Origin of the sequence: Chryseobacterium phosphatilyticum (assembly GCF_002899825.2) — a bacterium.
GTDB classification, from domain to species: Bacteria; Bacteroidota; Bacteroidia; order Flavobacteriales; family Weeksellaceae; genus Chryseobacterium; species Chryseobacterium phosphatilyticum.
The window spans coordinates 54,473-80,902 of sequence record NZ_PPED02000008.1 but is presented as its reverse complement, the minus strand read 5'-3'; the positions used below and the strand labels follow the sequence as shown (position 1 = coordinate 80,902).

Annotated in this window: 30 protein-coding genes; 5 read left to right on the top strand and 25 right to left on the bottom strand. The window is 35.7% G+C overall.

All coding sequences use genetic code 11. From position 1 onward, the window contains the following. Positions 1-78: 78 nt before the first annotated feature. From C1631_RS22560 to C1631_RS22530, 6 genes are all read right to left on the bottom strand, one after another. Positions 79-1,449: a DUF4153 domain-containing protein gene (locus C1631_RS22560; protein ID WP_109714346.1), complete on the bottom strand. Its 1,371-nt coding sequence runs from the start codon at positions 1,447-1,449 to the stop codon at positions 79-81. Positions 1,450-1,479: 30 nt separating this feature from the next. Beyond that, entirely contained in the window at positions 1,480-1,797 is a 318-nt protein-coding gene (locus C1631_RS22555; RefSeq protein WP_123966770.1) for a hypothetical protein, read from the bottom strand. Between the two features lie 12 nt (positions 1,798-1,809). After that, positions 1,810-2,295: a Coq4 family protein gene (locus C1631_RS22550; RefSeq protein ID WP_103249360.1), complete on the bottom strand. Its 486-nt coding sequence runs from the start codon at positions 2,293-2,295 to the stop codon at positions 1,810-1,812. Positions 2,296-2,650: 355 nt separating this feature from the next. Next, positions 2,651-2,941, bottom strand: coding sequence for a hypothetical protein (locus C1631_RS22540; protein WP_103249362.1), 291 nt, complete (start codon positions 2,939-2,941; stop codon positions 2,651-2,653). Positions 2,942-3,006: 65 nt separating this feature from the next. Then, complete coding sequence (locus C1631_RS22535; protein WP_103249363.1) at positions 3,007-3,297, bottom strand: winged helix-turn-helix domain-containing protein; 291 nt, start codon at positions 3,295-3,297, stop codon at positions 3,007-3,009. 72 nt (positions 3,298-3,369) lie between these two features. Beyond that, a complete protein-coding gene (locus C1631_RS22530; RefSeq protein ID WP_103249364.1) occupies positions 3,370-3,987 on the bottom strand; it encodes a hypothetical protein in 618 nt (205 codons plus the stop codon). 198 nt (positions 3,988-4,185) lie between these two features. Between C1631_RS22530 and C1631_RS22525 the strand changes: the two genes are divergently transcribed. Beyond that, positions 4,186-4,704: a hypothetical protein gene (locus C1631_RS22525; RefSeq protein WP_123966768.1), complete on the top strand. Its 519-nt coding sequence runs from the start codon at positions 4,186-4,188 to the stop codon at positions 4,702-4,704. Positions 4,705-4,765: 61 nt separating this feature from the next. Here the strand turns inward: C1631_RS22525 and C1631_RS22520 are convergent, their stop codons facing one another. After that, positions 4,766-5,530 carry an enoyl-CoA hydratase/isomerase family protein gene (locus C1631_RS22520; RefSeq protein ID WP_109714342.1) on the bottom strand — a complete coding sequence of 255 codons (765 nt, stop codon included), beginning with the start codon at positions 5,528-5,530 and terminating at the stop codon, positions 4,766-4,768. A gap of 256 nt (positions 5,531-5,786) precedes the next feature. Here C1631_RS22520 and C1631_RS22515 point away from each other — a divergent pair, with 256 nt between their 5' ends. Both C1631_RS22515 and C1631_RS22510 read left to right on the top strand, forming a co-directional pair. Then, positions 5,787-6,338: a phage tail protein gene (locus C1631_RS22515; RefSeq protein ID WP_109714340.1), complete on the top strand. Its 552-nt coding sequence runs from the start codon at positions 5,787-5,789 to the stop codon at positions 6,336-6,338. A 36-nt stretch (positions 6,339-6,374) separates the two neighbouring features. After that, positions 6,375-7,196 (top strand): T9SS type A sorting domain-containing protein, encoded by an 822-nt coding sequence (locus tag C1631_RS22510; protein WP_103247213.1) that lies wholly within the window; start codon positions 6,375-6,377, stop codon positions 7,194-7,196. An 89-nt stretch (positions 7,197-7,285) separates the two neighbouring features. Here the strand turns inward: C1631_RS22510 and C1631_RS22505 are convergent, their stop codons facing one another. Next, positions 7,286-7,972, bottom strand: a complete 687-nt coding sequence (locus C1631_RS22505) for an SMUG2 DNA glycosylase family protein (RefSeq protein WP_109714338.1) — start codon at positions 7,970-7,972, stop codon at positions 7,286-7,288. A gap of 187 nt (positions 7,973-8,159) precedes the next feature. Here C1631_RS22505 and C1631_RS24425 point away from each other — a divergent pair, with 187 nt between their 5' ends. Further along, a complete protein-coding gene (locus tag C1631_RS24425) occupies positions 8,160-8,300 on the top strand; it encodes a hypothetical protein (RefSeq protein WP_228441456.1) in 141 nt (46 codons plus the stop codon). Positions 8,301-8,317: 17 nt separating this feature from the next. Then, the gene (locus tag C1631_RS22500; protein WP_228441454.1) at positions 8,318-8,836 is read left to right on the top strand and encodes a CPBP family intramembrane glutamic endopeptidase; all 519 of its coding nucleotides are present in this window, start codon (positions 8,318-8,320) and stop codon (positions 8,834-8,836) included. 67 nt (positions 8,837-8,903) lie between these two features. Here the strand turns inward: C1631_RS22500 and paaZ are convergent, their stop codons facing one another. From paaZ to C1631_RS22415, 17 genes are all read right to left on the bottom strand, one after another. Further along, a complete protein-coding gene (gene paaZ / locus C1631_RS22495; protein ID WP_109714336.1) occupies positions 8,904-11,399 on the bottom strand; it encodes a phenylacetic acid degradation bifunctional protein PaaZ in 2,496 nt (831 codons plus the stop codon). Between the two features lie 8 nt (positions 11,400-11,407). Then, positions 11,408-11,629 carry a hypothetical protein gene (locus C1631_RS22490; protein WP_109714334.1) on the bottom strand — a complete coding sequence of 74 codons (222 nt, stop codon included), beginning with the start codon at positions 11,627-11,629 and terminating at the stop codon, positions 11,408-11,410. 65 nt (positions 11,630-11,694) lie between these two features. After that, entirely contained in the window at positions 11,695-12,522 is an 828-nt protein-coding gene (locus C1631_RS22485) for an alpha/beta hydrolase (RefSeq protein ID WP_103247215.1), read from the bottom strand. A gap of 58 nt (positions 12,523-12,580) precedes the next feature. Further along, complete coding sequence (locus C1631_RS22480) at positions 12,581-13,159, bottom strand: transposase (protein WP_103247216.1); 579 nt, start codon at positions 13,157-13,159, stop codon at positions 12,581-12,583. Between the two features lie 68 nt (positions 13,160-13,227). After that, positions 13,228-13,821 (bottom strand): acyltransferase, encoded by a 594-nt coding sequence (locus C1631_RS22475; protein ID WP_109714332.1) that lies wholly within the window; start codon positions 13,819-13,821, stop codon positions 13,228-13,230. A gap of 96 nt (positions 13,822-13,917) precedes the next feature. After that, positions 13,918-15,123, bottom strand: a complete 1,206-nt coding sequence (gene pcaF / locus C1631_RS22470; protein ID WP_103247217.1) for a 3-oxoadipyl-CoA thiolase — start codon at positions 15,121-15,123, stop codon at positions 13,918-13,920. A gap of 111 nt (positions 15,124-15,234) precedes the next feature. Next, positions 15,235-15,648 carry a PaaI family thioesterase gene (locus C1631_RS22465; protein ID WP_103247218.1) on the bottom strand — a complete coding sequence of 138 codons (414 nt, stop codon included), beginning with the start codon at positions 15,646-15,648 and terminating at the stop codon, positions 15,235-15,237. A gap of 5 nt (positions 15,649-15,653) precedes the next feature. Further along, positions 15,654-15,962, bottom strand: coding sequence for a hypothetical protein (locus C1631_RS22460; RefSeq protein ID WP_103247219.1), 309 nt, complete (start codon positions 15,960-15,962; stop codon positions 15,654-15,656). An 88-nt stretch (positions 15,963-16,050) separates the two neighbouring features. Continuing rightward, complete coding sequence (locus tag C1631_RS22455; protein WP_103247220.1) at positions 16,051-17,184, bottom strand: 3-hydroxyacyl-CoA dehydrogenase NAD-binding domain-containing protein; 1,134 nt, start codon at positions 17,182-17,184, stop codon at positions 16,051-16,053. Positions 17,185-17,277: 93 nt separating this feature from the next. After that, a complete protein-coding gene (locus C1631_RS22450; RefSeq protein WP_103247221.1) occupies positions 17,278-18,078 on the bottom strand; it encodes an enoyl-CoA hydratase/isomerase family protein in 801 nt (266 codons plus the stop codon). Positions 18,079-18,226: 148 nt separating this feature from the next. After that, entirely contained in the window at positions 18,227-18,694 is a 468-nt protein-coding gene (gene paaD, locus C1631_RS22445; protein WP_103247222.1) for a 1,2-phenylacetyl-CoA epoxidase subunit PaaD, read from the bottom strand. Between the two features lie 21 nt (positions 18,695-18,715). Beyond that, positions 18,716-21,622 (bottom strand): T9SS type A sorting domain-containing protein, encoded by a 2,907-nt coding sequence (locus C1631_RS22440; RefSeq protein WP_109714330.1) that lies wholly within the window; start codon positions 21,620-21,622, stop codon positions 18,716-18,718. 113 nt (positions 21,623-21,735) lie between these two features. After that, a complete protein-coding gene (gene paaC, locus C1631_RS22435) occupies positions 21,736-22,485 on the bottom strand; it encodes a 1,2-phenylacetyl-CoA epoxidase subunit PaaC (RefSeq protein ID WP_103247224.1) in 750 nt (249 codons plus the stop codon). 90 nt (positions 22,486-22,575) lie between these two features. Beyond that, on the bottom strand, positions 22,576-22,857 hold the full coding sequence (gene paaB, locus C1631_RS22430) for a 1,2-phenylacetyl-CoA epoxidase subunit PaaB (protein WP_002981782.1): 282 nt from the start codon (positions 22,855-22,857) through the stop codon (positions 22,576-22,578). 102 nt (positions 22,858-22,959) lie between these two features. After that, positions 22,960-23,898, bottom strand: coding sequence for a 1,2-phenylacetyl-CoA epoxidase subunit PaaA (gene paaA, locus C1631_RS22425; RefSeq protein WP_109714328.1), 939 nt, complete (start codon positions 23,896-23,898; stop codon positions 22,960-22,962). Positions 23,899-23,974: 76 nt separating this feature from the next. Further along, positions 23,975-25,060, bottom strand: a complete 1,086-nt coding sequence (locus C1631_RS22420; RefSeq protein WP_103247225.1) for a 2Fe-2S iron-sulfur cluster-binding protein — start codon at positions 25,058-25,060, stop codon at positions 23,975-23,977. Then, positions 25,060-26,376 carry a phenylacetate--CoA ligase family protein gene (locus C1631_RS22415; RefSeq protein WP_109714326.1) on the bottom strand — a complete coding sequence of 439 codons (1,317 nt, stop codon included), beginning with the start codon at positions 26,374-26,376 and terminating at the stop codon, positions 25,060-25,062. Before C1631_RS22415 ends, C1631_RS22420 begins: the two co-directional genes overlap by 1 nt. Positions 26,377-26,430: the final 54 nt, after the last annotated feature.

The following is a 26,430-nucleotide window of genomic DNA, read 5'->3' as shown; positions in this document are numbered from 1 at the left end:
AGGTATAATAAATGCTAAAATTGTTCCAACTATTACCGCTCATCATTTTTCCTGTTTATATTCTTAATCCGGGATTCATTATTCTATGGTTTGATAATACAAAATCTTTGAAAGGGAGGTTTTTGACTTTTCATTTTCAATTTTATCGTGTACCTGCTTTTTCAGCTTTTGATCATTTTTTTCGTTGCCATATTTCAACAGTGCCTTCTCGTTAAAATTAATTGCTGTAAAATGATAGTTTATTGCAAAATCTTTACGTTTCATATTCTGAGATGTGATAAAACCTCCCCAATTGATATAGCTGCAAATCAGTATTGTTCCATAAAGATACCAGATCATCGTGTTGAACAGGAAGGCATTTCTCTTTTTCTTTTGAATTTTAATAAACGTTAAAGCAAGTCCGATCAGAGATAAAAGCAGGAAAGCAAAAACGCCAAGTCTTTTGTAGGTAAATGCATAATTAACGATGTACTCATAATTTTTCAAAGCCGCTGAAATAACAAGAATAGCATTGAGGAATATCCAAACTTTGGCAAGAACTTTCATCAAACCGGACTTAGGATCAAAATTAAACCCTGATTTAAAATAAAACATAATTACCAAAATTGCCATAATAATAGACAAAATCACCGCATTGATTCTCTCATGGGTTTCTTCTGAGAGCTGGACCGGGGTTTTTGGAACTTCATAAAATTGCTCGTAATTATATGTTATGATAAAAAAGACCAACAAAATATTCAATAAAATAAAAGAGATCACTCCGCTCATTCTTTCAGAATCGAGATCAAGGAAAGAATAGGTTGACTTTGGAACTTGAGAATCCTTTGGGAAATCATTATCTAATACATGATTGCTTTTATAGATGAGTTTTTCTACAGCATAATTCCAGTAATTAAAGGCAATAAAAAATCCTAAAACAGAAAGGCAGAATAGTTGCCAAAGGTTGATGTCCAGCTCATAATCTGTAAAAAGGGCAGCAAAATGATCACTTCCGGCAGAATAGATTCCGAAAAAGACAGACACCAACACCAAAGGAATTAAAATAAAAGCCAATGTCTTCTGCCACAAACCTGAAACATTTCTTTTAGGTAACCATTGATCAAAACTGAAAAACCGACAGAATGAGGTACAGCAGTTTACGATAAAAACCGGAATAAGAAATAGTATTTTCATTCTCCTGTTTTTCGATCTGTAAGCCAACAACAAAAGAGAACTCACCACTGCCAGAAAAGAAGGAAAATCTCCATACCAGGCAAAGGCCATTCCTGAAAAAATACTGGTAGCAAAAAGGATCAGAAAAGTTCGGGTTCTGTTTTTTTCCGGAGTTCTGAATAAAGTGAGTATTGCATAGGCAATGGCAAGAATCCCGAGATTGAGCCCCATATCCTGATCATAAAACAGAATAACAAATAGAAGGGCTGTGATGATTATATATTGATGTGTTTTCATGAGATTTGAATATTTAAAAGATTGAAAGAATTAAATTTTGAGAACCTCATCGATCCAGGTGAACTGTGTCATTATATAGAGGTATAAGGCTGTTATCGGAATATTGACAAGCAAAAGGAGAACTGAATTGCCGGATGCCTTCTGGTCTGAAACGTCAGTAAGATAGATAATAAGCTCATGCAAAAGAATAAACATATTGATCACAGCGGTTACAAGTACATAATAAAAGCCAAGTTCAATAAAAAATTCTGCTCTTATCAACCAAAACGCAACCAATAGAAGCGTTCCCAACAGAAACGAAAGGATGAAAGACCTTTTCCCAAGTGGACTGAATTTTATTTTTCTCATCAGATACATGTTTTAATGAAGAACAATAGTTTCTTTCTGTTGAATAAAGTCCATTACATGTTCATACTTCTGGCTCAACAGCCCTTCAAAATCCCAATGATGGAAAGCACGCATATTCTGCCCCTTTTTATAGGCTTTGATATAAATTTTCACATATTCAGGTAGGATAATTGTTCCTAAAACGATTGCAGCCAAAAGGTGTGCATTAAGCTTACCATTTCCTAAAAGAAGATACTGCATGGCAATTTCATCTTCGAAATGGGTTCCGCAACCTGTAATCAGATGGTGTACATCATGGTTTTCCATTTTGGGAATCATTGAAAACCCATGCTTTCTGTAGAATTCTCCCAATTTTCTTCCCAGAGAATCTTCCTGAAATTCCAGCAGCTGTTTTTCATTGAACTGCCATTGTCTTTTTTTCTTTTTAAAGTATTTCCTGTATAGTTTTTGAGTTTTATCGTACACAAAAAGCAGAAACTGAACGCGTATTTTTTTCATAATAGTATTGATATATTTATGGATATTAATCGAAAAGACTAAGACCTACAATAGTGTAAATGAATGCAATAGGAATGTTGGCTGTCAAAATGAGTATGGCTATTATACATTCTTTGAATCTTGATGTATTTATAACACCATATGTCAAAAAACCAAGTATGCATAATATGTTGACTGGTACTCCAAAAATGATTAACAAATAGCCAGCTCCGGCAAACCAATCATTCTTTGTCACGAGTGCTCCTAAAAGACAAAGAGTTCCCATTGAAAAAAAAAAACCAAATACGGCCTTGCCTAGATCTATTATTTCTGAATCTTTTATCATTATTATTTAGAATTAATTAAAAAACCAATTTTAGCTTCCGGCAAATGGACTTCCGAAAATTCCTACCGCAAGTTCGATCCAGATCAATGCAAGAGCCAACAAAATGAGAATGCAGATCAAAACTTTCTGACTTTGTTTTTTGATTCTGTTTCTGACCAGATTGATCAAAAAAGCTGTTGTAAAGAGTAAAGCTCCTGCTATCAGAAAATCTGAAACGGACCAGTTTATTTCTTTAGAAAATAGATTTCCCAGCAATGGAATACACAGTAAAACCAATGGAAGGGCATAAATTGTAACTGTTTTTTGTTTTTGTGTTATCATTTCATTTAAGTTTTAAATTATAAAGTACTTTGTGATTCAAAGTTAATTCTCAAAAAAATATAGGACTATCGTCCCAATAATTTTTCAAGAGCATCCAAATGATCCGTAAAAGCCTGTCTTCCACTCTGTGTCACACGATACGAAGTTTTGGGTTTCTTTCCTACAAACTCTTTTTTCACTTCAATATATCCGTTTTTTTCCAAGGCATTATTGTGACTGGCCAGATTCCCATCTGTAATTTCCAATAGCCCCTTCATTTCGGAAAAGTCAACCCAATCATTCACCATAAGAACAGACATAATGCCCAGTCTTACACGACTTTCAAATTCTTTATTGAGTTGATTTATTTTTATCATAATAAGGGAATAGTACAGACCTAAGACAACAGGCTATGGAAACCAACGACTCAAGAGCTGCAAATTTAGCTTTTATTTATATTTTTTATGCATAATCAGCCCATAAACAATATGCAAAACACCAAATCCGACCGACCAGAAAACAAGCCCCCATCCTAATATAAATGTAGCCATCAGTCCCAGGACAATCTCACAATAACCCAGATATTTTATGTCCGGTAACGTATATCTCTCAGCACTGACTAAGGCTAAACCATAGAAAATCAATGTCGCAGGTGCAATCCACACAAATAAATGATGAAAGATAAGGGCAGCACAAAAAATGCCACCTGCTGCTAATGGAACTGAAAATGTAACAATAAGCCGTTTGGTGGTAGCATCCCAGATTTTCAGTCCTTTCTTTTTACTTTTGTTGGCAGTAAAAATATATCCGCTGAAGACTGCAATAACTAAAACAACAAGTCCCGTTATCACTAGTTCCTGAACTAAATCCGGACTATAAGTAAGTTTACCGTCGTAAACAGAACCTACTTTTGCACTTTCCATAAGATAATAAGCATATCCGGCTCCAAGAAGAGCTACCACTCCGGCAACAACTCCGGATAAGCCACTCAAAGAAATAAATCGGGAAGAACGTTCCATCATAGAACGGATATGGGATAAATCTTCGTGATAATTTTTAGTATCCATAAAAAGAACTTTGAATTACAAAGTTATAATTTATTTTTAAACTGCAAAATAAATTTTAAAGTAATACTGATTTTTTTTCCAGATAATCTTATAATTTTTAACTTTAAGATTATCAAAAAGATAGAAATTACTAAACTGACGAGTATTCATCCCGGGAAAGTAAACGAAAGAATAACTTCCCAGTTTAATTATCTTATTATGACAAAAGTTATCATTGATTATTCTCAAGTACATTTGCAGGAAAATATTCCTTTAAGCGAGGAAGAGGTCAACAGGATAACCCGCCATAAAAGAGATTTTTTCAAAGATTTCTCAGGGGTTGTCCTTGCTGTTATGATGATAATAATGCTTATGGCCGCTTATTTTTTGAAAAACGAGTTTAAGAATTTCAAATACTATCATTATATTTTATTTATTGGTGTTGCAGTAGCATTTTATCTGTTTTTTTATTTGATACACCGGCTTATCTATCAATATTTGAAAGGGAGATGGAAAAAGGATATTAAAAATGGTAAAAACAGATTGAAAAGTATTATTATTTCCAAACATAAGACGGAAGGTGATGAATACATCCTTACTTTTGCGGGATGCCATAAAGGAGACAAAATAAGGCTCCCTGTTGAGAAAACAGCTTATTATCAATATGAAAAAGGAACAAGGGTAATGGTAACTTATTTAAAGTATAGCAAGGAAGTTCTTACTCTTGAATCATTTTGAGGGAATGAATGAAAAAAGCCGCTGAAGTAATCAACGGCTGAGTATGTTTAAAAATTAAGAACTATTTTGCTCTCAATCTTTCTTTAATAGCTTCAATATTTTTTTTTGCAGAATCTTCTAAAATCAGACTCGCACTCATATGAATTCTTGCCGGCATCAATTCATTGAAATGATCTGTGCCTTCCCATGAAACTTTCTTAATCAACGCCAATGCATCGCTGCTTCTTGACGCTAATGTATGCATAAACTTCTCCAGCTTTTCGTCCATTTCCATAATGTTGTCTGAAACAGAATGATATACATTGTGTTGTTCAGCCCATTCTGCAGACCTGAAGTCAGCATCAATAGCCATTGCAGAAAACTGTGATTTTCCTATTTTTCTTTCTACATAAGGGCCGATAACAAAAGGACCGATTCCTAAATTAATCTCGGTAAGTGCTAAAGCCGAATCTTTTGTCGCAAAACAGTAATCTGCTCCACAGGCAATTCCTACTCCTCCACCGGTAGTTTTTCCCTGTACTCTTACCACTACAATCTTTCCACAGTTTCTCATGGCATTTAAAACTTTGGCAAAACCACCAAAAAATTGTGTAGAAGCTTCCAGCTCGTCAATAGCTAAAAGTTCATCAAAACTTGCACCTGCACAAAAAGCTTTTTCGCCTTCACTTTTTACTAAAATAGCTTTTACTTCACCCTTAGCTCCTTCTTCTAAAATGGTATGAGCCAATTTTTCTAAAATAGCTCCGGGAAGAGAATTGCTTTTTGGAGTTCCGAATGTAATTTCGGCGATATTATTTTTAATTTCTGATGCTACGAATTCGTTCATTTTAATTTTTATTGGATTCTTACAAAAATACTAAATACAGCTCTATCAGAGAAACTTAAAGATAACAATTTCCATTATAGAAAACCTTTTATAAGATTCCCTTTACGTAGAAATACGGAATCTTTAATTTGGTATTTTCTACTCTAGTTCTGTTTTTCTATTCGTTGTTCCTTTGACTTACTTAAACAAACCTTATGGCGAAGTCCGAAAAGCCAAAAAAGAGTAGGAAAATTAAAAACCTGAAAAACTATTTATCATGGAAGAATACATTGGAATTGTAAAATTATTTGCGGGAAATTTCGCGCCTAGAGGGTGGATGTTTTGCGACGGAAGTTTAATCGCTATTTCAAGAAATTCAGCTTTATTTTCTATTTTAGGAACAACTTATGGTGGAGACGGTATTACAACATTCGCTTTACCTAACTTAAAAGGGCGTATGGCTTTGGGAGCGGGAAATGTAAATGCTAACCAGTTTTATCCTTTGGGAGTGGTAGCCGGTACTACACAAAACACTCTTTTAGCATCCAATATGCCAAGCCTTGGAAGTGGGTTTCAGCTGAAAGTTGCTAACAAAAATGCCAATTCATCAACTCCTAGCGCCACAACATCTATTGCCATTACAGGAAACCAGGTAGGAAGAGATTTCAATGCTGTTACAAGCTATGTCAACAATGCAAACCCAGACACTGCGATTAATGCACAAAGTATTGTATATGTAGGGCAAAATTTACCCGTAAATAATATGCCTCCTTATCTGGGTTTAAATTATATCATCTGCGTTGAAGGTATTTACCCTCCAAGAGATTAATATTCACAATAACCTAACATTTAAAACAAAAAAATTATGAAAAGCACTACTCTTTTAACAATTTGTAGTCTGCTCATTTCAATTTTCTCATTTGGGCAGACCAGTACAGAACAATTTGAAACGGAATCACACGGAAGTACAAACTTCACTGACAATGGGGTCATTTTCAATATCATTTCGCATGTCAGTGTTTTTGACATCCAGGGAAATTTCCCGGGAACCGGTTGGAGCGGAACAGCAAATGACAACAGATATATTGACAATTCCAACGATACTCAATCTCCACCATCTTTCAGCATTAAGACTACTTCAAATTTATTTAAGGTAAACAGGTTCTGGATGTATCTTTCAGCATTGAATCTGGATCTCAATGTAAGTGGAACACTGACTGTAACCGGAAAACTAAGTGGGGTAACGAAGTTTACCCAAACCAAAACGACGGGTTTCGCAACAAGCTTGGGAACTACGAACGGATACACACTTCTTGATCTTACCAACTTAAATGGCCAGAATTACTCAAACATCGTTATTGACGAACTGCAACTAACCGTAGGGGGAGCGTTTAGATATGTAGCTCTTGATGCTTTCACGTGGGTAAAAGACAGCAACATTGTGTTAGGAACTTCTGAAGCAAAAACTTCCGATAAAAACATAAGTGCTTATCCAAATCCTACAAGCGGATTACTTTCAATCAAAACAGAAAAAAATTCTGAGGCTCAGGTGTACAGTCAGGATGGAAAATTGCTACAAAGTTTACAAATCAAAAAAGGTGTGAACGAAATAAATATTTCAGAGTTCCCTAAAGGTATTTATTTCATTAAAACAGCAACAGAGTCTACCAAAATTATAAAAGAATAAGATTAAAATTTTTCACATAAGTCACACAGTCCCGATAGATTCTAATACATGAATGGGAATTCCCTCGATCATTGATGATTGGGGGATTTTTATTTTTTCAACGCCAGAATATATTTATCGATATACAATTGTTTTTCTTTTGATTTATATTGCTGAATATACCGTGGATGCTCGAGGACAGTCATTTTATCAAACAGTTTTGCTTCTTTATTCAGTTGAGAAATAAAATTGGCATTCTTTTTCCCCAGGATAAATACCTCTGAGATATCGACATTAAGGCTGATATGTTTCTTCAAAGAATCAATCATGAACTCTTTTACCGACTCAAAAAGTTTTTTGTCATCGTAATAATTGGCATTCAGCAATCCAGTCTTTGTTTTTCTTACAATAGCTAAAGGAAATGGGGAATTGATATAAATATCTGTATAGAATTTATTTGCACCACCATACTCTGCAATCATTTCATACATAAAAACTGAAGAAACCTCATGGGTACGGGCTGAATTCATTTTGATACCACATACACTTTCCAGCCTTTTGGTATCGGTAAACGGAACTCCTGTAACCCCTGCTCCATGGCGGCTGGGATTGATTCCTATGATAAATTTCCTTTTGTTGGAATCGTTATAATATTTGTGATAAAACTTTTGCATCACGACCATTGTTTCCGGATTATCCAAATATGGATTCAATATTTCAAAGCCTTCAGGAAGATTTCCTGTGTAGCTTAGATTTTTATTAAATTCAATGACATGATCTGCAAAAGTTTTGTTCATGAATGCTTTTTGTTTATGATTGAATTTTAAAATTAGTCTTTTTTTAGAAGAGACTGAAGCTAAGAATTAATATTTCATCGTTACTTTAAACAAATTACTTATAAAAGGAATTGAACCATCCTATTTTCTTTTTTATTACATTAGCTATCAATGAAATACAACTTTCATTCAACTAAAACTTTTAACCATGATTGGAATTATCATTGAGCTTATCATTTCATGGCTCCTTCTTAAATTTACTGTAAAAAAGGATCTTTCTGTTTTAGGAATTAAACCTAACCCAACAAGAATGATATATTGGGTGCAGGTTTTCTTTTGGCAGCAATAATATGCAGTCTTTATCATATGATGACAACCGCATTCATCAGTAACGGATGGATCCTGAATAAACAATTGACATTCTTTGCTGCTTTAAAAAGCTTATGGTGGGTTTTGAAGTCTGTATTGTTTGAAGAATTACTTTTCAGAGGAGCCCTACTTTATCTTGTTATTGAAAAATGGGGAACTACAAAAGCCTGCCTTTTATCTGCTGTCTGCTTCGGGATTTACCACTGGTTTTCTTACAATGCCTTCGGAAATCCTTTCCAGATGGGAATTATTTTTGTAATGACCTTCATCTTTGGGTGGATGCTGGCTATATCTTTTGCTAAAACGAAATCCCTGTACCTCCCTATAGGTCTTCATTTGGGCTGGAATTTCTTTAATATTGTGGTATTCTCCAATGGTCCGTTAGGCAAGCAACTTTTTATGAAGGCGAATGATAGTCATCTTGAAGGGATTCCTTCACTACTTGTTTTTTTATTTCAGGTCGTTGTACTGCCTGCTTTGGTGTATGGGTATTTTAGGTGTAAAAAACAGGAATGAAATGGTGAATCATTAAAAAAAACCCTTTCAATTACTGAAAGGGTTTTTAAATTTATATTTTCATGAATTAAATCAATCCAAATTGTTGGAAGTGATGCGTAAAATGCTTTTTGTGCATCAGTTCCCACATTTCTTTATTCAGTTTTCCGAAGACATAATTCATGTGTTCTGCCTGTGGATTTTCTTTGTAATAGATCACAAATCTCTTCAGGTTATCCATGAATGATTGTTTTGCCACTTCCAGATTTCTGTGTTTTGGTTCCGGAAGGGAACCATCCTGCGGAAGAAACGGAGCCGTAAATTCTTTTGGCATTGCTCTGTGGTTATAAAGAGAGTCCTGCCATTTTTCGAGATGTTCTTCAGGAGTGAAACATTTTTCTGCCTCAGGCTCACCCAGGCTTACCAATAATGCCTGCTCCAGATGTTCGATCATTTGTTGCGGTGACATTTTACCCCATTGAGAAGTCGTTTTTTCTGTCAATCCACTCAATATTTTCTGAACATTTTTCACATTCAGATCAATGAAAGGGGATTGTTTTGCCACCAATGTTAAAATCGTTGCTACACAGACTACCTCATCTCTTTGGTTTACGACTTCAACCAGCCATTTTACAACACCGGAAGGAATATTTCTTCCTTTTACTCCTCTGTTGATTTTTTCTTTTGCTGTTAAATACACCGTGATGGTATCTCCGGCATATACAGGTTTGAAGAAACTACATTCCTCCAATCCGTAATTGGCAATAACAGGTCCTTTTTTCCCGGAAACAAATAATCCAGCTGCTGCTGAAAGAATGAAATATCCGTGGGCTACCGTTTTATCAAAAATGGTTCCTGATAAGCTTGTTGCATCTGTATGGGCATAGAAGTGGTCCCATGAAACATTGGAGAAATTGACGATATCTGCATCAGTAACTGTTCTTCCTGCTGTTTCTAAAGAGTCTCCCACTTCCACTTCCTCAAAATATTTCTGGAAAGGATGTTTGTCTGAGAATTTTTTCTCTGCTCCCTGCTGGTAGATTTTAGTAATTGCTTTCAGTACATCCGGTGATCCCTGAATCGCTGTTTTCTGTAAGAAGAAATGAAGACCGCTCAGACCACCCATTTCTTCTCCGCCACCTGCTCTACCAGGACCTCCGTGCATCAATGTCGGAAGTGGAGAACCATGACCAGTGCTTTCTTTAGCGTTATCTCTATTCAGAACAAAGATTCTTCCGTGCTGGGAAGCCATTTTCCATGAAGTTTCGGCAATAAAGTTCTCGTCATGAGATACGATAGATCCTACCAAACTTCCTTTTCCTCTTTTTGCCAGTGCAGCCGCTTCTTCAGCATCTTTATATGGCATCAATGTAGATACCGGCCCGAAAGCTTCTACATCGTGAGAGATATTTTTTTCAAAAGGCTTGTCGTTAAGGAATAGTTTCGGACTCATAAATGCACCGTTTTCATAGTCTGCATCTACCAGTTCGTGCTTGCCGTCATAGACAAGCTCTGTTTCCGATTTTAATAGGTTTACTTTTCTCAGAACTTCTTCATACTGCTGTCTTCCCACCAAAGATCCCATTTTGGTTTCTCTGCTTAATGGGTTTCCGATTTTCGTTTGATCTAAAGCTTTAGACAAAGCATTCTGTACATCACCGATTAAGTGTTCCGGAACGATAATTCTTCTGATTGCTGTACATTTTTGTCCTGCTTTCGTGGTCATTTCGTTACGAACTTCTTTGATGAATAAGTCGAATTCAGGTGTTCCCGGTTTTGCTTCCAATCCAAGGATAGAACAGTTCAGAGAATCTGCTTCCATGTTGAAACGAACTGCATTTCCAGCGATAGAAGGAAGTGATTTTAATTTTCTTCCGGTATTTGCTGAACCTGTGAATAAAACTGAGTCTCCATCCTGTACATAATCTAAAATATTTCCCGGTTCACCACAGATTAACTGCACAGCACCTTCAGGTAAAACTCCGCTTTCAATCATATCCTGAAACACGGCATTCGTAAGATAAGATCCGAAGGGAGATGGTTTTACAATAGAAGGAACACCTGCTAATAAGGAAGTAGAAAGCTTTTCCAGCATTCCCCACACCGGAAAATTATAGGCATTGATCTGTACAGAAACCCCTTCACTAGGCGTTAAAATATGGGTTCCTAAAAAAGTTCCGTTAGCTGAAATTTTCTGAGTATCTCCATCTACCCAAAATGAAGTATTGGGAAGCATTCTTTTTGCCAATCCGGAATAGGTAAAGAAAGTCCCAAAACCTCCTTCGATATCCACCCATGAATCAACGTGGGTAGCTCCTGTTTTGTATGATAAGTCGTAGTACTTTTTCTTTCTTTCCAGCAGGTAAAGTGCCACTTTTTTCAACATTTCTCCACGGTCGTAGAAAGTCATTGAAGATAGGTTTTTGTATCCTATTGTTCTTCCGTAGTCAAGAGCCTGCTCAAAATTAAGCCCTTCAGTATCAGAAACAGCTACCTGTTCTCCTGTAACGGCATTGTACAAAGGAACTCCGTTTCCGGTACCTTCTACCCATTGTCCGTAGATATAGTTTTTTAATTTTTCCATATAATTTTTTACTTTTTACTTAGATTATTCTTTTTAATAAAGCTTTTAATAATCACATAAGGAATAAAAAGTGCCAGCAAACAGTCTAAAATGATGACAATTTCAACAAACAATGTATAAAAATAATCTCTGTGTTTTAACTTAGCAATTACCTCATCTGATTCAACATGTTCCAAAGCATCTGAAATTCCTATTGACTCTTTTACCAGATAAAGTCCTAGAGCATTCATAATAATTATAAAAATCAATATTACGATCCAATATTTTTTCAGAATGTTCATCAAATGAAACTGACTTATTTCGGTTCCTGATAGGGAAACATTTTCACTAATCCTTCATATAAACTTCTGTGAAGGATGGTTGCGTGATTGTCTGTTTCCATCATTTTATATTCCAATGTCCAGTTTTTCTTTCCTGCTTTTTTCAAAACATCGTAGAAAGCTTCGGCATCTTTTACCATCACCGGATGTTCTCCTTTTCCTACAGAAACATAGACAAACTTTTTAGTATCCGAAGATTTTGAAAGTAATTGAGGAGCCTGCTTTAAAAGGCTTTCATCATCCCACCATAAACTTGGACTGATGATAAAATAATTGTTAAACATTTCTGGCTTTTTCAGAAGTATTTCTGTTGCCAGAAGCCCTCCCAAAGATTGACCAAACAAATATTTGTCCGTGGTTTTAAACTGACTTTCAACATAAGGCTTTAATTCTTTTTCAAGGAAAACAATAAACTTATCAGAGTGTCCTGTTGTAGGATAGTCTTTCTGCAAATCTTTTAAATCCGTATGAAAAGTAAAATCTCTTTTTCTGTCTACATTAGCAACTCCCACCACAATGGTTTCAGGCATGGAATACATCTGATTAAAGAATTGTACTAATCCTGTCACGTGCACAAAATCTTCATTCATACTTCCATCCAGCAAATAGATTACCGGATATGCTTTTGTTTTATCATATCCTTGTGGAAGATAAATATTCAGCGTTCTGTCTTCATTTAAAGTTTTGGACTTAATGGTCCTAACTTCTCCTATTGTAAGCGGTTTTGTAGCAACAGTCTGTGCTGAAAGCGTACAACCTACCGCCAACATAATGCTGCATGCAAGTGCAATTTTTTTAATCATATTTATTTTTGTTAAACCTAACGGGTTTTTAAAACCCGTTAGGTTTGATTATTAGCAATTATTCAAAACTTAAAAAGTCATATTCAATAGTAGACTGATGATAATTTTTAAAAACTTCCACCGAATCAAAATACAGCATGATTTCCTTTCTATTCAATTTACTTTCTTTTTCAGGATTTAAATATGAATTGTACGAAGAATTCTTCCATTGATCAATTTTATTTACAAATCCGTGATTAACCGGATTATTATGGACATAATGGAGAACTTTCAATAAATATTTCTCATCTGATATTTTCTTTCGTTTTACCGCATTCAGAAAAAGAGCTCCTTTTCTATTATATTTTTTGTTGTAAGCTTTAGCATAAGCATTCAATAAATCACCAAAATGCTTCATTAAAAACTGATGCTCATTTTCACTATTCACATCATCAAAGTTCTTAAATCTTAATAACAAATGAAAATGATTAGGTAATAGACAATAAGCATAAATATCAGCGACCGGAAGAATGTATTTTTCTACCTTTTCCAGAAAAAATTGATAATTTGATGGTTCGCGAAAAATGATTTCAATCCCATTTACATGAGAGAAAATGTGATACGTACCTTCAAATTCAAAATTTTCTGTATTAATCATTTTAAATCCGATATTAAAATTTTAAACCTAACAGGTTTTAGAAACCTGTTAGGTTTTCTCGTATATTATTATTTTATATCATCCCAAATGCTGTAATCAACAATTTTCGTTGGGATCTGCTGAACATATTCTGTAAAAGGTTCACAGGGAAGTATGGCTTCTTTTCCTTCTCTTGCCAGCTCCTGATATAGTTTTGTTCCTTCTGTTTTCCAGTGAATCATTTCGTCAGAGACATCACGGATAATTTTTGCAGGGCTTCCTACAACAAGTTTTCTTGGTTCACATCTGAAATTGGCGGGTACAAAAGCTAATGCTCCGACGATACTTTCATCACCTATATAGGCTTTGTCCATTACCACGGAGTTCATTCCGATCAGACAGTTTTTTCCGATATGCCCTGAATGGATAATTGCGCCATGTCCGATATGTGCAGATTCTTCCAATATAGTTTCTATATTCGGGAAAACGTGCAAAGTACAGTTTTCCTGTACATTGGCTCCGTCTTTAATGATAATTTTCCCCCAGTCCCCACGGATTACTGCATTGGGACCAATATATACTTCTTCACCTATTTCTACATTCCCGATAATAACTGCCTGTGGATGAATGTAAGCAGTCCGTTTTATAATGGGGCGAATCCCATGGTATGAGTAGATGTTCATATTTTTTAATTTGAAAATCTGAGAATGGGATAATTTGAAAATTAAGAATGTCTTTAAACATTTTCAAATTCTCAAATTACCTCATTTTCAAATTAATTATACTTTTTCGATGACCATTGCATATCCCTGTCCGACACCGATACAAAGAGTACACAATGCATATTTTTTATCCCGTTTCTGAAGCTCCATTGCAGCAGAACCTACAATTCTTGCTCCGGAAACTCCCAGTGGATGACCAATGGCAATAGCCCCACCGTTTGGATTTATTCTTGAGTCGTCATCTTTTAATCCTAAACTTCTTGTCACTGCAAGTGCCTGAGCTGCGAATGCTTCGTTGAGTTCAATAATGTCCATATCTTCCAAAGAAAGATTCAATCTCCTTAATAGCTTTTGAGTAGCTTCTACCGGTCCAATTCCCATAATTCTTGGTTCTACTCCTGCTACGGAAGATCCCAGAATTTTCGCTTTTGGTTTTAAACCATATTTTTTAACGGCTTCTTCGCTTGCTAAAATCAAAGCAGCGGCACCATCATTCATTCCTGAGGCATTTCCGGCTGTTACTGTTCCTTCCTTTCTGAAAGCAGGACGAAGTTTTCCCAAACCATCCATCGATGAAGTAGGTTTAATGAATTCATCTTTTTCAAAAACAATTGGATCTCCTTTTCTCTGAGGAATTTCAACTTTTACAATTTCTTCTGCCAGCCTTCCGCTTTCCTGTGCTTGTGTAGCTTTTTGCTGCGACCAAAGGGCAAATTTATCCTGATCTTCCCTATTGATCTGGTGGATATCTGCTAAGTTTTCTGCAGTTTCTCCCATTCCGTCAACCCCGTATAATTCTTTCATTTTAGGGTTGATGAAACGCCAACCGAAAGTAGTATCAAACATCTGACTGTCTCTACCGAAAGCTGCGCTTGGTTTTGACATCACATAAGGCGAACGCGTCATATGCTCTACTCCTCCGGCTATATAGATTTCTCCCTCTCCTGCTGCAATGGAACGGAATGCATTGGCTACTGCAGACATTCCTGAGGCACACAGTCTGTTTACTGTCTCACCTCCGATTTTATATGGAAGACCAGCTAATAAAAGCCCCATCCTTGCTACATTTCTGTTATCTTCCCCCGCCTGATTAGCACATCCGAAAATAACGTCTTCAATCTCCTCCACAGGAACTTCAGGGTTTCTTGCTACTACTTCTTTTATTACAATAGCAGCCAGATCATCTGCTCTTACTTCTGATAAACCTCCCTGCAGTTTTGAGATGGGAGTTCTGACATAATCTATGATGTATACGTTGTTCATAATTTTAATTTGAAAATGAGTCAATTTGAGAATTTGAAAATTTCAGGCAAGTAAAGAATTAATGGAGTACAATAATTTTCAAATCACCTCATTCCCAAATTTTCAAATTCTTTATAATTCTGTTACTTTTTTCCCGATTTTATAGACAGTTCCAACAAATTTTGCAATCAGTTCACTATTTTGATTGGTAATCTGAATGTCATACACGGCTGTTTTTCTGGTATCATTGACCAAAATACTTTCTGCTCTGAATATATCACCTTCTTTTCCCGCTTTGGTAAAATTGATGATACAATTCAATGCTACAGCAGCATCTCCTGTATTGTTGGAAGAAAATGCCAGCGCGGAGTCTGCAAAAGCAAAAGTAACTCCACCATGAACTGTTTTAAGCCCGTTAATCATATCTTTTTTAATGGGCATTTCTATTAAACAATAATTTTCTTTTACTTCAATCATCTTAATATTCATCCATTGGGAAAAATAATCCTGATTGAACATATAATCTGCTACTTGTCTTGGATTCATTTCTATTATATGTTTGTTATTTCTTCATACAGCTCATCAGATAACCTGTCATAAACGCTCATTGTTTTACCCAGAATAATCTGCTCATATGAAAGACTTTCTACATCTGACGAATTTTCAGAGGGATAAGAAGCATTTAAATCAATTCCATTTTCCATGGCTAATCTCTTGATCAGCTCTTTATATTTCTCATTAAACTTTCCTAAAAGCTCAAGTCTTTCCTGCTCATCAGCAGAGGAAACTTCCTGAGTTAAATACTCTTTCTCAATTGAAAGTCTGGTCTCTAACTCTGCTCTGAATTCGTCTATATTCATAATATTAATTTGAAAATTAAATAATTTTGAAAATTTGAAAATGAAAACCTGTTATCATCAATTTTCAAATTGCACATTTTCAAATTATCTAATTCATTTTCCTTAGCAAAGGACTTTGTCTATACCTTTCTTCCTGATATTCTTCGTAAAGGTTCTGAAGGGTTTCGGAGATTTTTGCATACCCGATTTCTTTACCCCAGTTTAATAATCCTTTTGGATAGTTTACGCCTTTCTGCATGGCCAGCTCGATATCTTCATCATTCGCAACGCCCAATCTTTTGGCTTCAACCGCCTCATTGATCAGCATTGAAATAATTCTTAAAAAAATCTGCTGGTATAAAGCATCATCTTTCTGAGCAACAGGGTTTTCTACTCCTTCGCTGTAATCGTAGAAACCTCTTCCTGTTTTTCTGCCGTGAAGTTTTGCTTCAGACATTCTTTGCTGCAATAAAGAGGGTTTGTATTTCGGATCGTAGAAATAATCTTTGTAAACGGTTGTTGTTACAGCAAAATTGACATCAACTCCAATGAGATCCATCAATTCAAAAGGACCCATTTTGAAGTTACCCAGAGTTTTCATTGCGTCATCCACCTGTTCCGGTGTTGCAATGTTTTCTTCAACAATTCTTAAGCCTTCTCCATAATAAGGTCTTGCAATTCTGTTGACAATGAACCCGGGAATATCTTTGGCAATAACAGGAGTCTTCCCCCATTCTTTCATGAGGTTATAGAGTTTTTCTGCTAAAGTCTTTTCTGTTAATAAGGATGGAATAACTTCCACTAAAGGCATCAATGGAGCCGGATTAAAAAAATGAATTCCGATGAAACGCTCCGGTTTCTTTAGTTCTGCACCCAGAGAGGTGATAGAAATAGATGAGGTATTGGAACTGATGATACAGCTGTCTGAAACATAATTTTCAAGTTCTGTAAACACTTTTGTCTTGATCTCTTTGTTTTCGATAATCGCTTCAATGATCAGTTCACAGTCTTTGAAGTCCTTTAATTCTGTAGCAATGGAAATGTTAGATAAAATTTCAACCATTTTTTCTGATGAAATTTTTTGTTTATCAACCAATTTGGTTAATGTTTTTTCCAGACCTACAGTTGCCGTTTCTACTTGTTTTGGATTGGCATCATACACCCAGACCTTGCATCCGTTCGTTGCGGCTACTTGTGCAATGCCGATTCCCATTGTTCCGGCACCGATAATTCCAATATTCATTTTTATTTGTACTATGTATTAATGTAAAATGTATTCATGTAAATCGTTTTAAAAATCATTAATACATTTTACATGAATACATTAATACGAAATTTATCTTCCTTTATAATTAGGCTTTCTTTTCTGTAAAAAGGCATTTACACCTTCAATGAAGTCTTCTGTTTCTGCAGCTTCCTGCTGTAAATCTCCTTCTAATTCCAATTGTTCTTTCAGGGTGTTGTGGTAAGATTGAGCAAAAGCTTTTTTGGTAAGTTTAAGAGCTGCAGTCGGCATATTTGACATTTTTTCAAGAATCTCCATAGATTTTGGAGCAAATTCTTCTTCATTGAAAACCTCAGCAACAAGACCATATGATTTAGACTCTTCAGCAGATAGTTTTTTACCTGTAAACGCTAAATAATTGGCCAACTGTCTACCTAAAAGCTTCGGTAAGAAATAAGTTCCTCCTGTATCAGGAATCAAACCTATATTGGAAAATGCCTGGGCAAAATATGATTTATCAACAGCCAACACAAAATCACAAATCAGGGCTAGCATTGCTCCTGCACCTACCGCAGGGCCATTTACCAATGCCACCACAGGTTTTTTGCAATGTGTAATTTCTGTAACCAAAGGATTATAGTAATCTACTACAATTTTTCTGATGATATCGTGATCATGGTGCTCATTACCTTGTACGAAAGCATCATCTAAATTTTGACCTGAGCAGAACGCTCTTCCCCGACCTGAGATTGCTATACATCTTACAGTACTATCTTCATTACATTCTTTAACGAAATCTTTCAAGTCCGATAGCGAAGGTTTTGTAAGGGCATTCATTGTTTCAGGTTGATTAAGATATGCGATTTTAAGCTTCCCGTCAAAATGCGTTTCAATATCAAGTTGTGTATACATAGTTTTTTATTTATTATTTAACAATGCACTAATTTAATAATATAAATCAATGTAACAGTCTAACAATTTAACAATCTGGCAACAGCTTCGTTATGTTTTGCATAATCATAAACTTTATCTCTTCTCTCTGATTATTGCTATAAGAGAATTAATGGCATTTAAAATAATCAAAAGGTTCCAGACAGTCTAAACATTGGTAAGAAGCCTTACACAAAGTAGACCCGAATCTACTGATCTGTTTGGTATGTTCGGAACCACAACGCGGACATTTTTTCGGCTTCCCGATGTGATGTTCGTCTGCTCCTTTTTCGGGCGGGGTAATTCCGTATACACGGAGCTTTTCTCTCGCTTCATCAGTAATCCAGTCTGTTGTCCATATTGGAAACATCTTGGTTACTACTTTCGCATCCCATCCGTTTTCTTTCATCATTTTGATAATATCCTCTTCAATGGTAAACATCGCAGGACAGGCAGAATAGGTAGGAGTAATAATCACTTCACAAGTGTTTTCACCTGTAACCTGAGCATCTCTTACAATACCTAATTCCACAATATCAATCACGGGAATTTCCGGATCGGGTATGGTTTTTAATAAGTTTAAAATATTGTTTTGCATATTTTAAAATTGAAAACAGCTTTAATCAAGTATTTTCTTTGTTGAAATTTTATTATTAATATCAGATACTTTCACGATATAATTTCCTTTATTTACAATATTGAATTTATAACGGTTCGAAAGAATTCCGGTGTATTCCTGTATCATCTTGCCTGAGAAATCAAAGATCTGTATACTTTTTATTTTCTCCTGTGATACCACTTCATAAGAACCGGAGTCTTTATATATTTTTATATCAGCAATTTTATCTGAAGTATTATTTTCTAAAGTTCTATTTACCATTCTGCCTACCCCTGAAGGTACATACTGGCTCTGTAAATTGATATCTCCATCACATTCATTCTTCCACCAATCCTTTACCTCATTGAGTGCAAAATTCGGTGGTGAGCTATCCATATTATTTTTAAAGACTTGTAGTTTGGAGTCTTTACCCGGCACATTATACATGGCAAAAATCTGGGATTTAGTATCATTTCCAATATTGAAATCAACAATTTTTCCTTTTATCTTTTTAGAATCATATTTAGTTGACGCCCAATATCCTGTAGATCCTAAATAATTAAAATGATCTCCTTTTCCCTGAAAAAGATGCAGATTTGTATGCCCCGGATCAGATTCATACAACACTGCAATATCGTCTCTTTTGTTTCCATCATAAAAATTACCGGAAACAATCCTTTTGGTAAACTGACTGAAAGGATAACCGGTATTTTCCCACCATTTCTTGAAAACAAAACTTGAGCCCACTCTTTCAAACACATGTACAGCGGTAGCTTCATCACTATTTTTATAAAAAACCGCAATATCATCATGTATACCATTATTATCAAAATTTCCGGATACAATATTGCCTATGATATTATCTGTTGAATAATTATTACTTTGCCACCATCCATTTGCAGTTAAGTGCTTAAAAGACTTATTTGCTTGGCCCTGAAATACATGTATTATTGTTTTATTACTATCATATCTGTAAAAAACTGCAACATCATTATGATTTCCATCACCATCAAAATCTCCGGATACCATCCTGTCACCCACCAGATTAGCATAATAACCCATCTCTTTCCACCATCCCTGATCCTGGTTACTATATATAAACTCAGACCCTGTACCTTCAAACACATGGATCCTTGTTTCTCCCCCTCCATAATCACACATCACAGCTATATCATCAAAATATCCATCGCTGTCAAAATCTCCGGAAACTATTCTGTCCGAGAATAATTCAAGTGGATATCCTGTGGATTTCCAAACACTTTTCACAGAAGATATGGACCCATCAGAAGCCATTTTAGCAACATTTAAGAATGTTTTATCTCCATTGGTACTGAAATAAGCTACCTCATCTCTTACTCCGTCATGATCAAAATCTAAGGAAACAGGTTTTGATGTTTTTTCTGAATCAAAGAAGTTGGTATTGTCTACTTCAAACACTTTGGTATTGTTATCCATAGCTTTATTGTAATCTAAATAAAATGCCAATGAAGGCATATATATTACAGATCTATATTTCTTTTGAACTGGATCAATTATGGTAGTATGTGTATTTGGATCAATCCAATTCCCTGTAGAAGAAGCTACTATATTAAGTAATTGACGCAAATTTCGTGTCTCTTCTGAATTAAAATCATCTGTAGCAAATCGGGAATAATATGCTAATAATGCGATACACTCCACAATATCATCTGAATAATAATATCCATAATTTGGATTAACTAGAGGAGTACAGTTTTTATCCGTATGAAGATAACTGGTAGCGCCAAAACTTCCACCCGCTTGATAATCCACACGATATTTTATTATATGATTAGCTGCTTTTTTGATGGAGGAAGCTAGTTTTTCTCTTAATACCCTATCAGATTTGGGAATGCAATCCAAGGCATCTATGAGTGCCCTCAACGTAATAGCATGATAAACAATTTTAGTTTCATGATTTACCAAAATATTTGTTCCATCTAACTTCCCTTCCCCCTCATTCCAAGTCCCATTACATAGGTCATTTTCTTTGTGCTGTCTACTCACAAGCCACTTCCCTAGTTCTTCAATTTTTTCCAGATATCTACAATCACCAGTAATTTTATAGGCTTTTGACAATCCCCACAATCCAAATGCTACATAATTAATAGAATTATAGTCTGCATTATAATAAGATGAAGAGTAATCTGGCACCGTTGGATGATCCAAGTCGTCATTTATAGGTTTTATATATATATGTTCTGCACTCGCAACAATAGTCTTATATAAATCCTCCGGTACAGCAATATTATTTTTTTTAAGATAGAGATATCCTTCACATAAAGCTGCTAAAGCGCTTCCTGTTTCGTAAATAAGTATTCTATTGTAAGCTCCTTGTTTTTGAACATTATCATCCTGTTCAAAACTTGTTTGAGCATTTCCTGGCTGAGACTCCCCTCTTGTCCACCAATAAATATAGCCTCCATTGGGCTGGATTTGATTAATTAAATATTCTAGTCCTGTAACAACAGTATTAGAATTACTACTATTTCCAAAATAATTATCAAAATGTATAAGCGCCCTTATCTGCTTACCTGTATCTCTAGGCTGTGGATGACTGCTCCAATATGGGGCCAAGTAACTAGGTATTGCAGGATCACTCTCATAAAACATTTTATATCCATTAATATTTGGATTTGGCTGATATTCAAAGCCACTAAAATATCCTCTAAACCAAGAGCCTAAAGGCCAGTTTCCATTTGTATACTGTGGTTGATAACCATTAGCAGGATCAATCGACGTTAACTTAGCTTGCCCCCTAAATGTCTCACTTAAACCAATGACATTTTGTATCGCTGAATTTGTTACAACAACAGAACTGTTATAGTTTGAAGGAATATTCTCTATTACAGGCTGTGTTTGAGCATTCATTAAAGAAACTCCAAATAATACACTTAAAAAATATTTCATCCTGAGAATTTTATATAAAACAAGAAATACCTTATTAATACTACATTAAAGATCTCTTAAAAACACATATTTCGTAGGTAAAAATTTATACGTTGTGCTTTTTTTCAAATTATCTACCAGGTACATCCAGGATATGCTCTCTGCATGTACTGAAGTTCACAAAGTATAAATCCGAAATATTCTGTATGATATCCTGTTCTTGATTTCGGCTGCATGAAAGAGTTTTCCGGATATTCTAAACCGAAATCTGCAAAATCTTTCTTTGTCATCGCAAGAAATTCTTCATAAAGAGCATCTGCATCCGGAGCAATATGTAAAGCAACAAGGTCATCCTCTCCTTCTGTTTTAGCAAACAGACCTTTTGTATATTCCCAGATATTTTCAATCGCTTTTACCAAACGTGACTTACTTTCTTCTGTTCCCTGAGCAAAGATTTTCATCCAGGAAGAAGCATGCGTATAATGATATTTTACTTCTTTTAAAGATTTTTGTGCAATCGCAGAAAGCTCTTCATTAGCAGAATTTGATAATGCTTCATACATCAGTTTCTGATATACAGCCAATACATATACTTTAAGAATAGTCTGTGCATAATCTTCATTCGGAAGTTCTACCCAGTGTGCATTAACGTATTCGTGTTCGTATCTTAAAAATGCGATATCATCTTCACTTTTGCCGTTGTCAATCACTCTTGAAGCGTAAACATAAAAGTTATTTGCCTGGCCAAGCTCATCCAACGCAATATTGGTCAATGCAATATCTTCCTCCAAATAAGGACCTTCACCACACCATGCAGACAAACGCTGTCCCATAATGAAACTGTCGTCTGCTAGTTTTAATAAATAATTATATAATGGGTTCATTGTTTAGTAGATTTCAGATTTCAGACACTAGATTTCAGATTGACAAAAAAGTCTGATACCTGAGATCTAACATCTTGAAGTCTTTATTAATTACATATTTTTTACGTCGTTAGGAATCTCATAAAAAGTTGGATGACGGTATAGTTTGTCATCAGCCGGATCAAAAAAAGCTTCTTTATCCACTCCTTCTGAAGTTACGATATATTTGCTTGGAACTACCCAAACAGAAGTTCCTTCTTTTCTTCTTGTATAGACGTCTCTTGCATTTTGTAAAGCCATTTCTGCTGTTGGTGCCTGTACAATTCCAACATGTTTGTGGGATAATCCCGGTTTAGTCTGAATAAACACTTCCCACATATCTAAATTTGCCATATTTTAATTGAGAATTTGAAAATTTGAGAATTAGGTAATTTGAAAATTAATCTGCAATAGTTATTTTTTCAAATTAGCACATTTTCAAATTAATACATTAAATTATATTACTTCTTTTTGTTGTTTTTCTGCAAAAGCTGCAGCGGCTTCTTTTACCCAGGAATTTTCTCTTTGAGCCTTTCTCTTGGTTTCGATACGTTTCTTGTTGCAAGGCCCGTTTCCTTTTAAAATTTCCATGAATTCATCCCATGGAAGTTCACCAAAATCATAATGCTGTCTTTCTTCATTCCATTTCAGATCTTTATCCGGAACAGTCAACCCTAAGAATTCAGCCTGAGATACTGTAACGTCGATAAATCTCTGACGAAGACTGTCGTTACTTTCTCTTTTTACTCTGTAATTCATAGAGATTTTAGAGTTGGGTGAGCTGTCATCATTGGGACCAAACATCATTAAAGCCGGCCACCAGAAACGGTTTAACGAAGCCTGGGCCATTTCTTTCTGTTGTTTGGTACCACGGCAAAGTGCCATCAAAATCTCATATCCTTGTCTCTGGTGGAAAGATTCTTCTTTACAGATCTTAACCATCGCTCTTGAATAAGGACCATAGGAATTCCCCATCAACATTACCTGATTCATAATGGCTGCCCCATCAACCAACCAACCGATCGCACCGATATCAGCCCAACTCAGCGTTGGGTAATTGAAGATACTTGAATACTTCGCTTTTCCTTCGAGCATATCATCATAAGTCGCATCCCGGTCAGCTCTGATGCTTCCATCTCCTAATGTTTCAGTGGCGGAATAAAGGTATAAACCATGACCTGCCTCATCCTGAACTTTGGCCAAAAGAGCCATCTTTCTTCTCAATGAAGGTGCCCTGGAAATCCAGTTAGCTTCGGGCAGCATTCCTACTATCTCCGAATGAGCATGTTGCGATATCTGACGAACCAGTAACTTTCTGTAATCATCAGGCATTACATCTTTTGGTTCTACTTTATTTTCTTCGTGAACGTATTGAACAAATTTTTCTAAGTCCATTTTTTTGTCTTTTTGTAAAATGTAAAAAGTATTAATGTATTCATGAATACAATTTACATTCAATCGTTAATACAATTTAAACATCATAATTAAGCATCACCACATTCGTTGTCGGGTGACATTGACAGGTAAGAACGTAACCTCTGGCTACTTCGTCTTCGGTAAGCGCATAGTTCTTCTCCATAAAAACCTCTCCTTCCAGAACCTCCGCTTTACACGTACAACACACTCCTCCTTTACACGCAAAAGGTACAGGAAGATTGTCTTTCAATGCTTTATCTAAGATACTCTCTTTTTTAGAATTAAGGTGGAACGAATATTCATCATCGTCAATAATTACGGTTACCATACTTTCAATGTTGGCAATCGCTTTGAATTCATCACTCATTTCCTCTGTATTTTCTTCATCAGGGGCAGTGAAGTATTCAAACAACACCTGAATTGCTGGTACTTTTTTATCTTTTTTCAGATAGTCAGCAATTCCTTTGATCATTTCTGAAGGGCCACAAATAAAATAGGTGGATTCCTTTACATCAATATCTGTATATCTTTCAAACAGTTGTTCAAGTTTCTCAGCAGAAATTCTTCCTTCAAAAACAGGATCTGCGTGCTTCTCACGACTTACGAGGTAAACCACCTTAAGTCTGCCATTGAACTGTTCCACCAGCTTATCAATTTCAGTCTTTCTTAAAACATGATCCATGCTTCTGTTGCTATAAAACAGATAAGCATTACTGTCTGGTTCCTGATAAAGACTCTCTTTAATATTGGACAAAACAGGTGTAATTCCACTTCCTGCTGCTAAGCCTACATACGTTTTTACATTGGTAGGATGGTAGGACGTATTAAAACCGCCCATCGGAGGCATTACTTCCAACAGCTCATCCATATGAAGATGCTCATTGAAGTATCCGGACACTTTTCCGCCTTCCAATAGCTTCACCAATACTTCCAGTGTATTGCTTTTTTCACTGGGAGCATTACAGATTGAGTAAGAACGTCTTTCTTCATTTCCGTTGATCATCATCCGAAAATTAAGATATTGTCCTTGTTTGAACCTGAACTTATCTTTCAGTTCTTCAGGAATTTCCACCGCCACACTTACCGCTTCCGATGTATCTTTCTGAACTTTAACTGTTTTAAGTTTATAAAATGAATTCATTATTTTTTTAGTATTCTATTAATTTTTCCACCTTCACACTTTGGCAGGCTGTCCTGGGCATGAACTTTCACTTTTGTAGTGATTCCTACCCGCTTTTTTATTTCGTTTTCTATATTTTTTCCAAAGTTTCCGACAAAATTAAAATAATCATCGGTATGGGCGCCTATTTTTTGATCTTTTACAAAATCATCATCAACCTCCACATCAATATCCAATGCTACACACATATGTTCTTTTTCAATGGGGGTCAAATAGTAGTTAGGAACGACTCCTTTTACATGAGAAAAAGCATCTTCAATCTGACTTGGATAAACATTTACCCCTCTTACAATCAGCATATCATCTGCCCTGCCAACAATTGGTTTCATTTTCACCATTGTTCTTTTGGCATTCCCGTCATAATAAAGACTGGTAATATCGTTTGTCCAGTAACGCAAAAGCGGCATTGCTTTTTTAGTCAATGTCGTAATCACCAGTACTCCTTCTTCTCCAAATGGTACCGGTTGCTTTGTCACGGGATCTAAAATTTCAGGATAGAAATGATCTTCCCAAATATATGCTCCTCCTTTTTCCTCAAAATCCTCCATTGAGACTCCGGGGCCAATAATTTCACTCAATCCATAGATATTGGTGGCGTGAACACCTAATCTTTCTTCAATGTGACCTCTGATAATCTCCGTCCATGGCTCTGATCCTAATACAGCATATTGTAAGCTTATTTCATCAGCAAAGATTCCTCTTTTAGCAAATTCATCTGCTATTGTTAAGGCATATGATGGGGAACAGCATATCACCTCCGGTTTAAAATCTATAATCAGATCAACCTGTCTTGCAGTCATCCCCCCGGAAATTGGAAGAACGCTCATCCCTAGTTTTTCAGCTCCATAATGAAGCCCAAGCCCTCCTGTGAAAATACCATATCCATAGGCATTATGCAATTGCATTCCCGGTCTGGCTCCCGCAGCATGTAAAGATCTTGCGACCACTTCGCTAAAAAGATCAACATCTTCTTTGGTGTATCCTACTACCGTTGGCTTTCCCGTTGTTCCGCTTGAGCAGTGGATTCTTTGAAGTTCACTTTTCGGAACAGTACATAATCCAAACGGATAATGATCTCTTAGATCCTGTTTATAGGTAATGGGAAGTTTCGTGATATCTTCAATTGACGTTATATCTTGTGGAGATATATTCAATTCATCAAATTTTCTACTATAAAATTCTGACTTCTCCCCGAGATATCCCATCAAATTGGTCAATCGGTCAGATTGAAGCTGTCTCAATTGACCCAGCTCCAGATATTCAACTGAAAAATCCATAACACTAACTAACATTTGTTAGGTGTAAATTTAAAAAGATTTTGTTAGCTGACA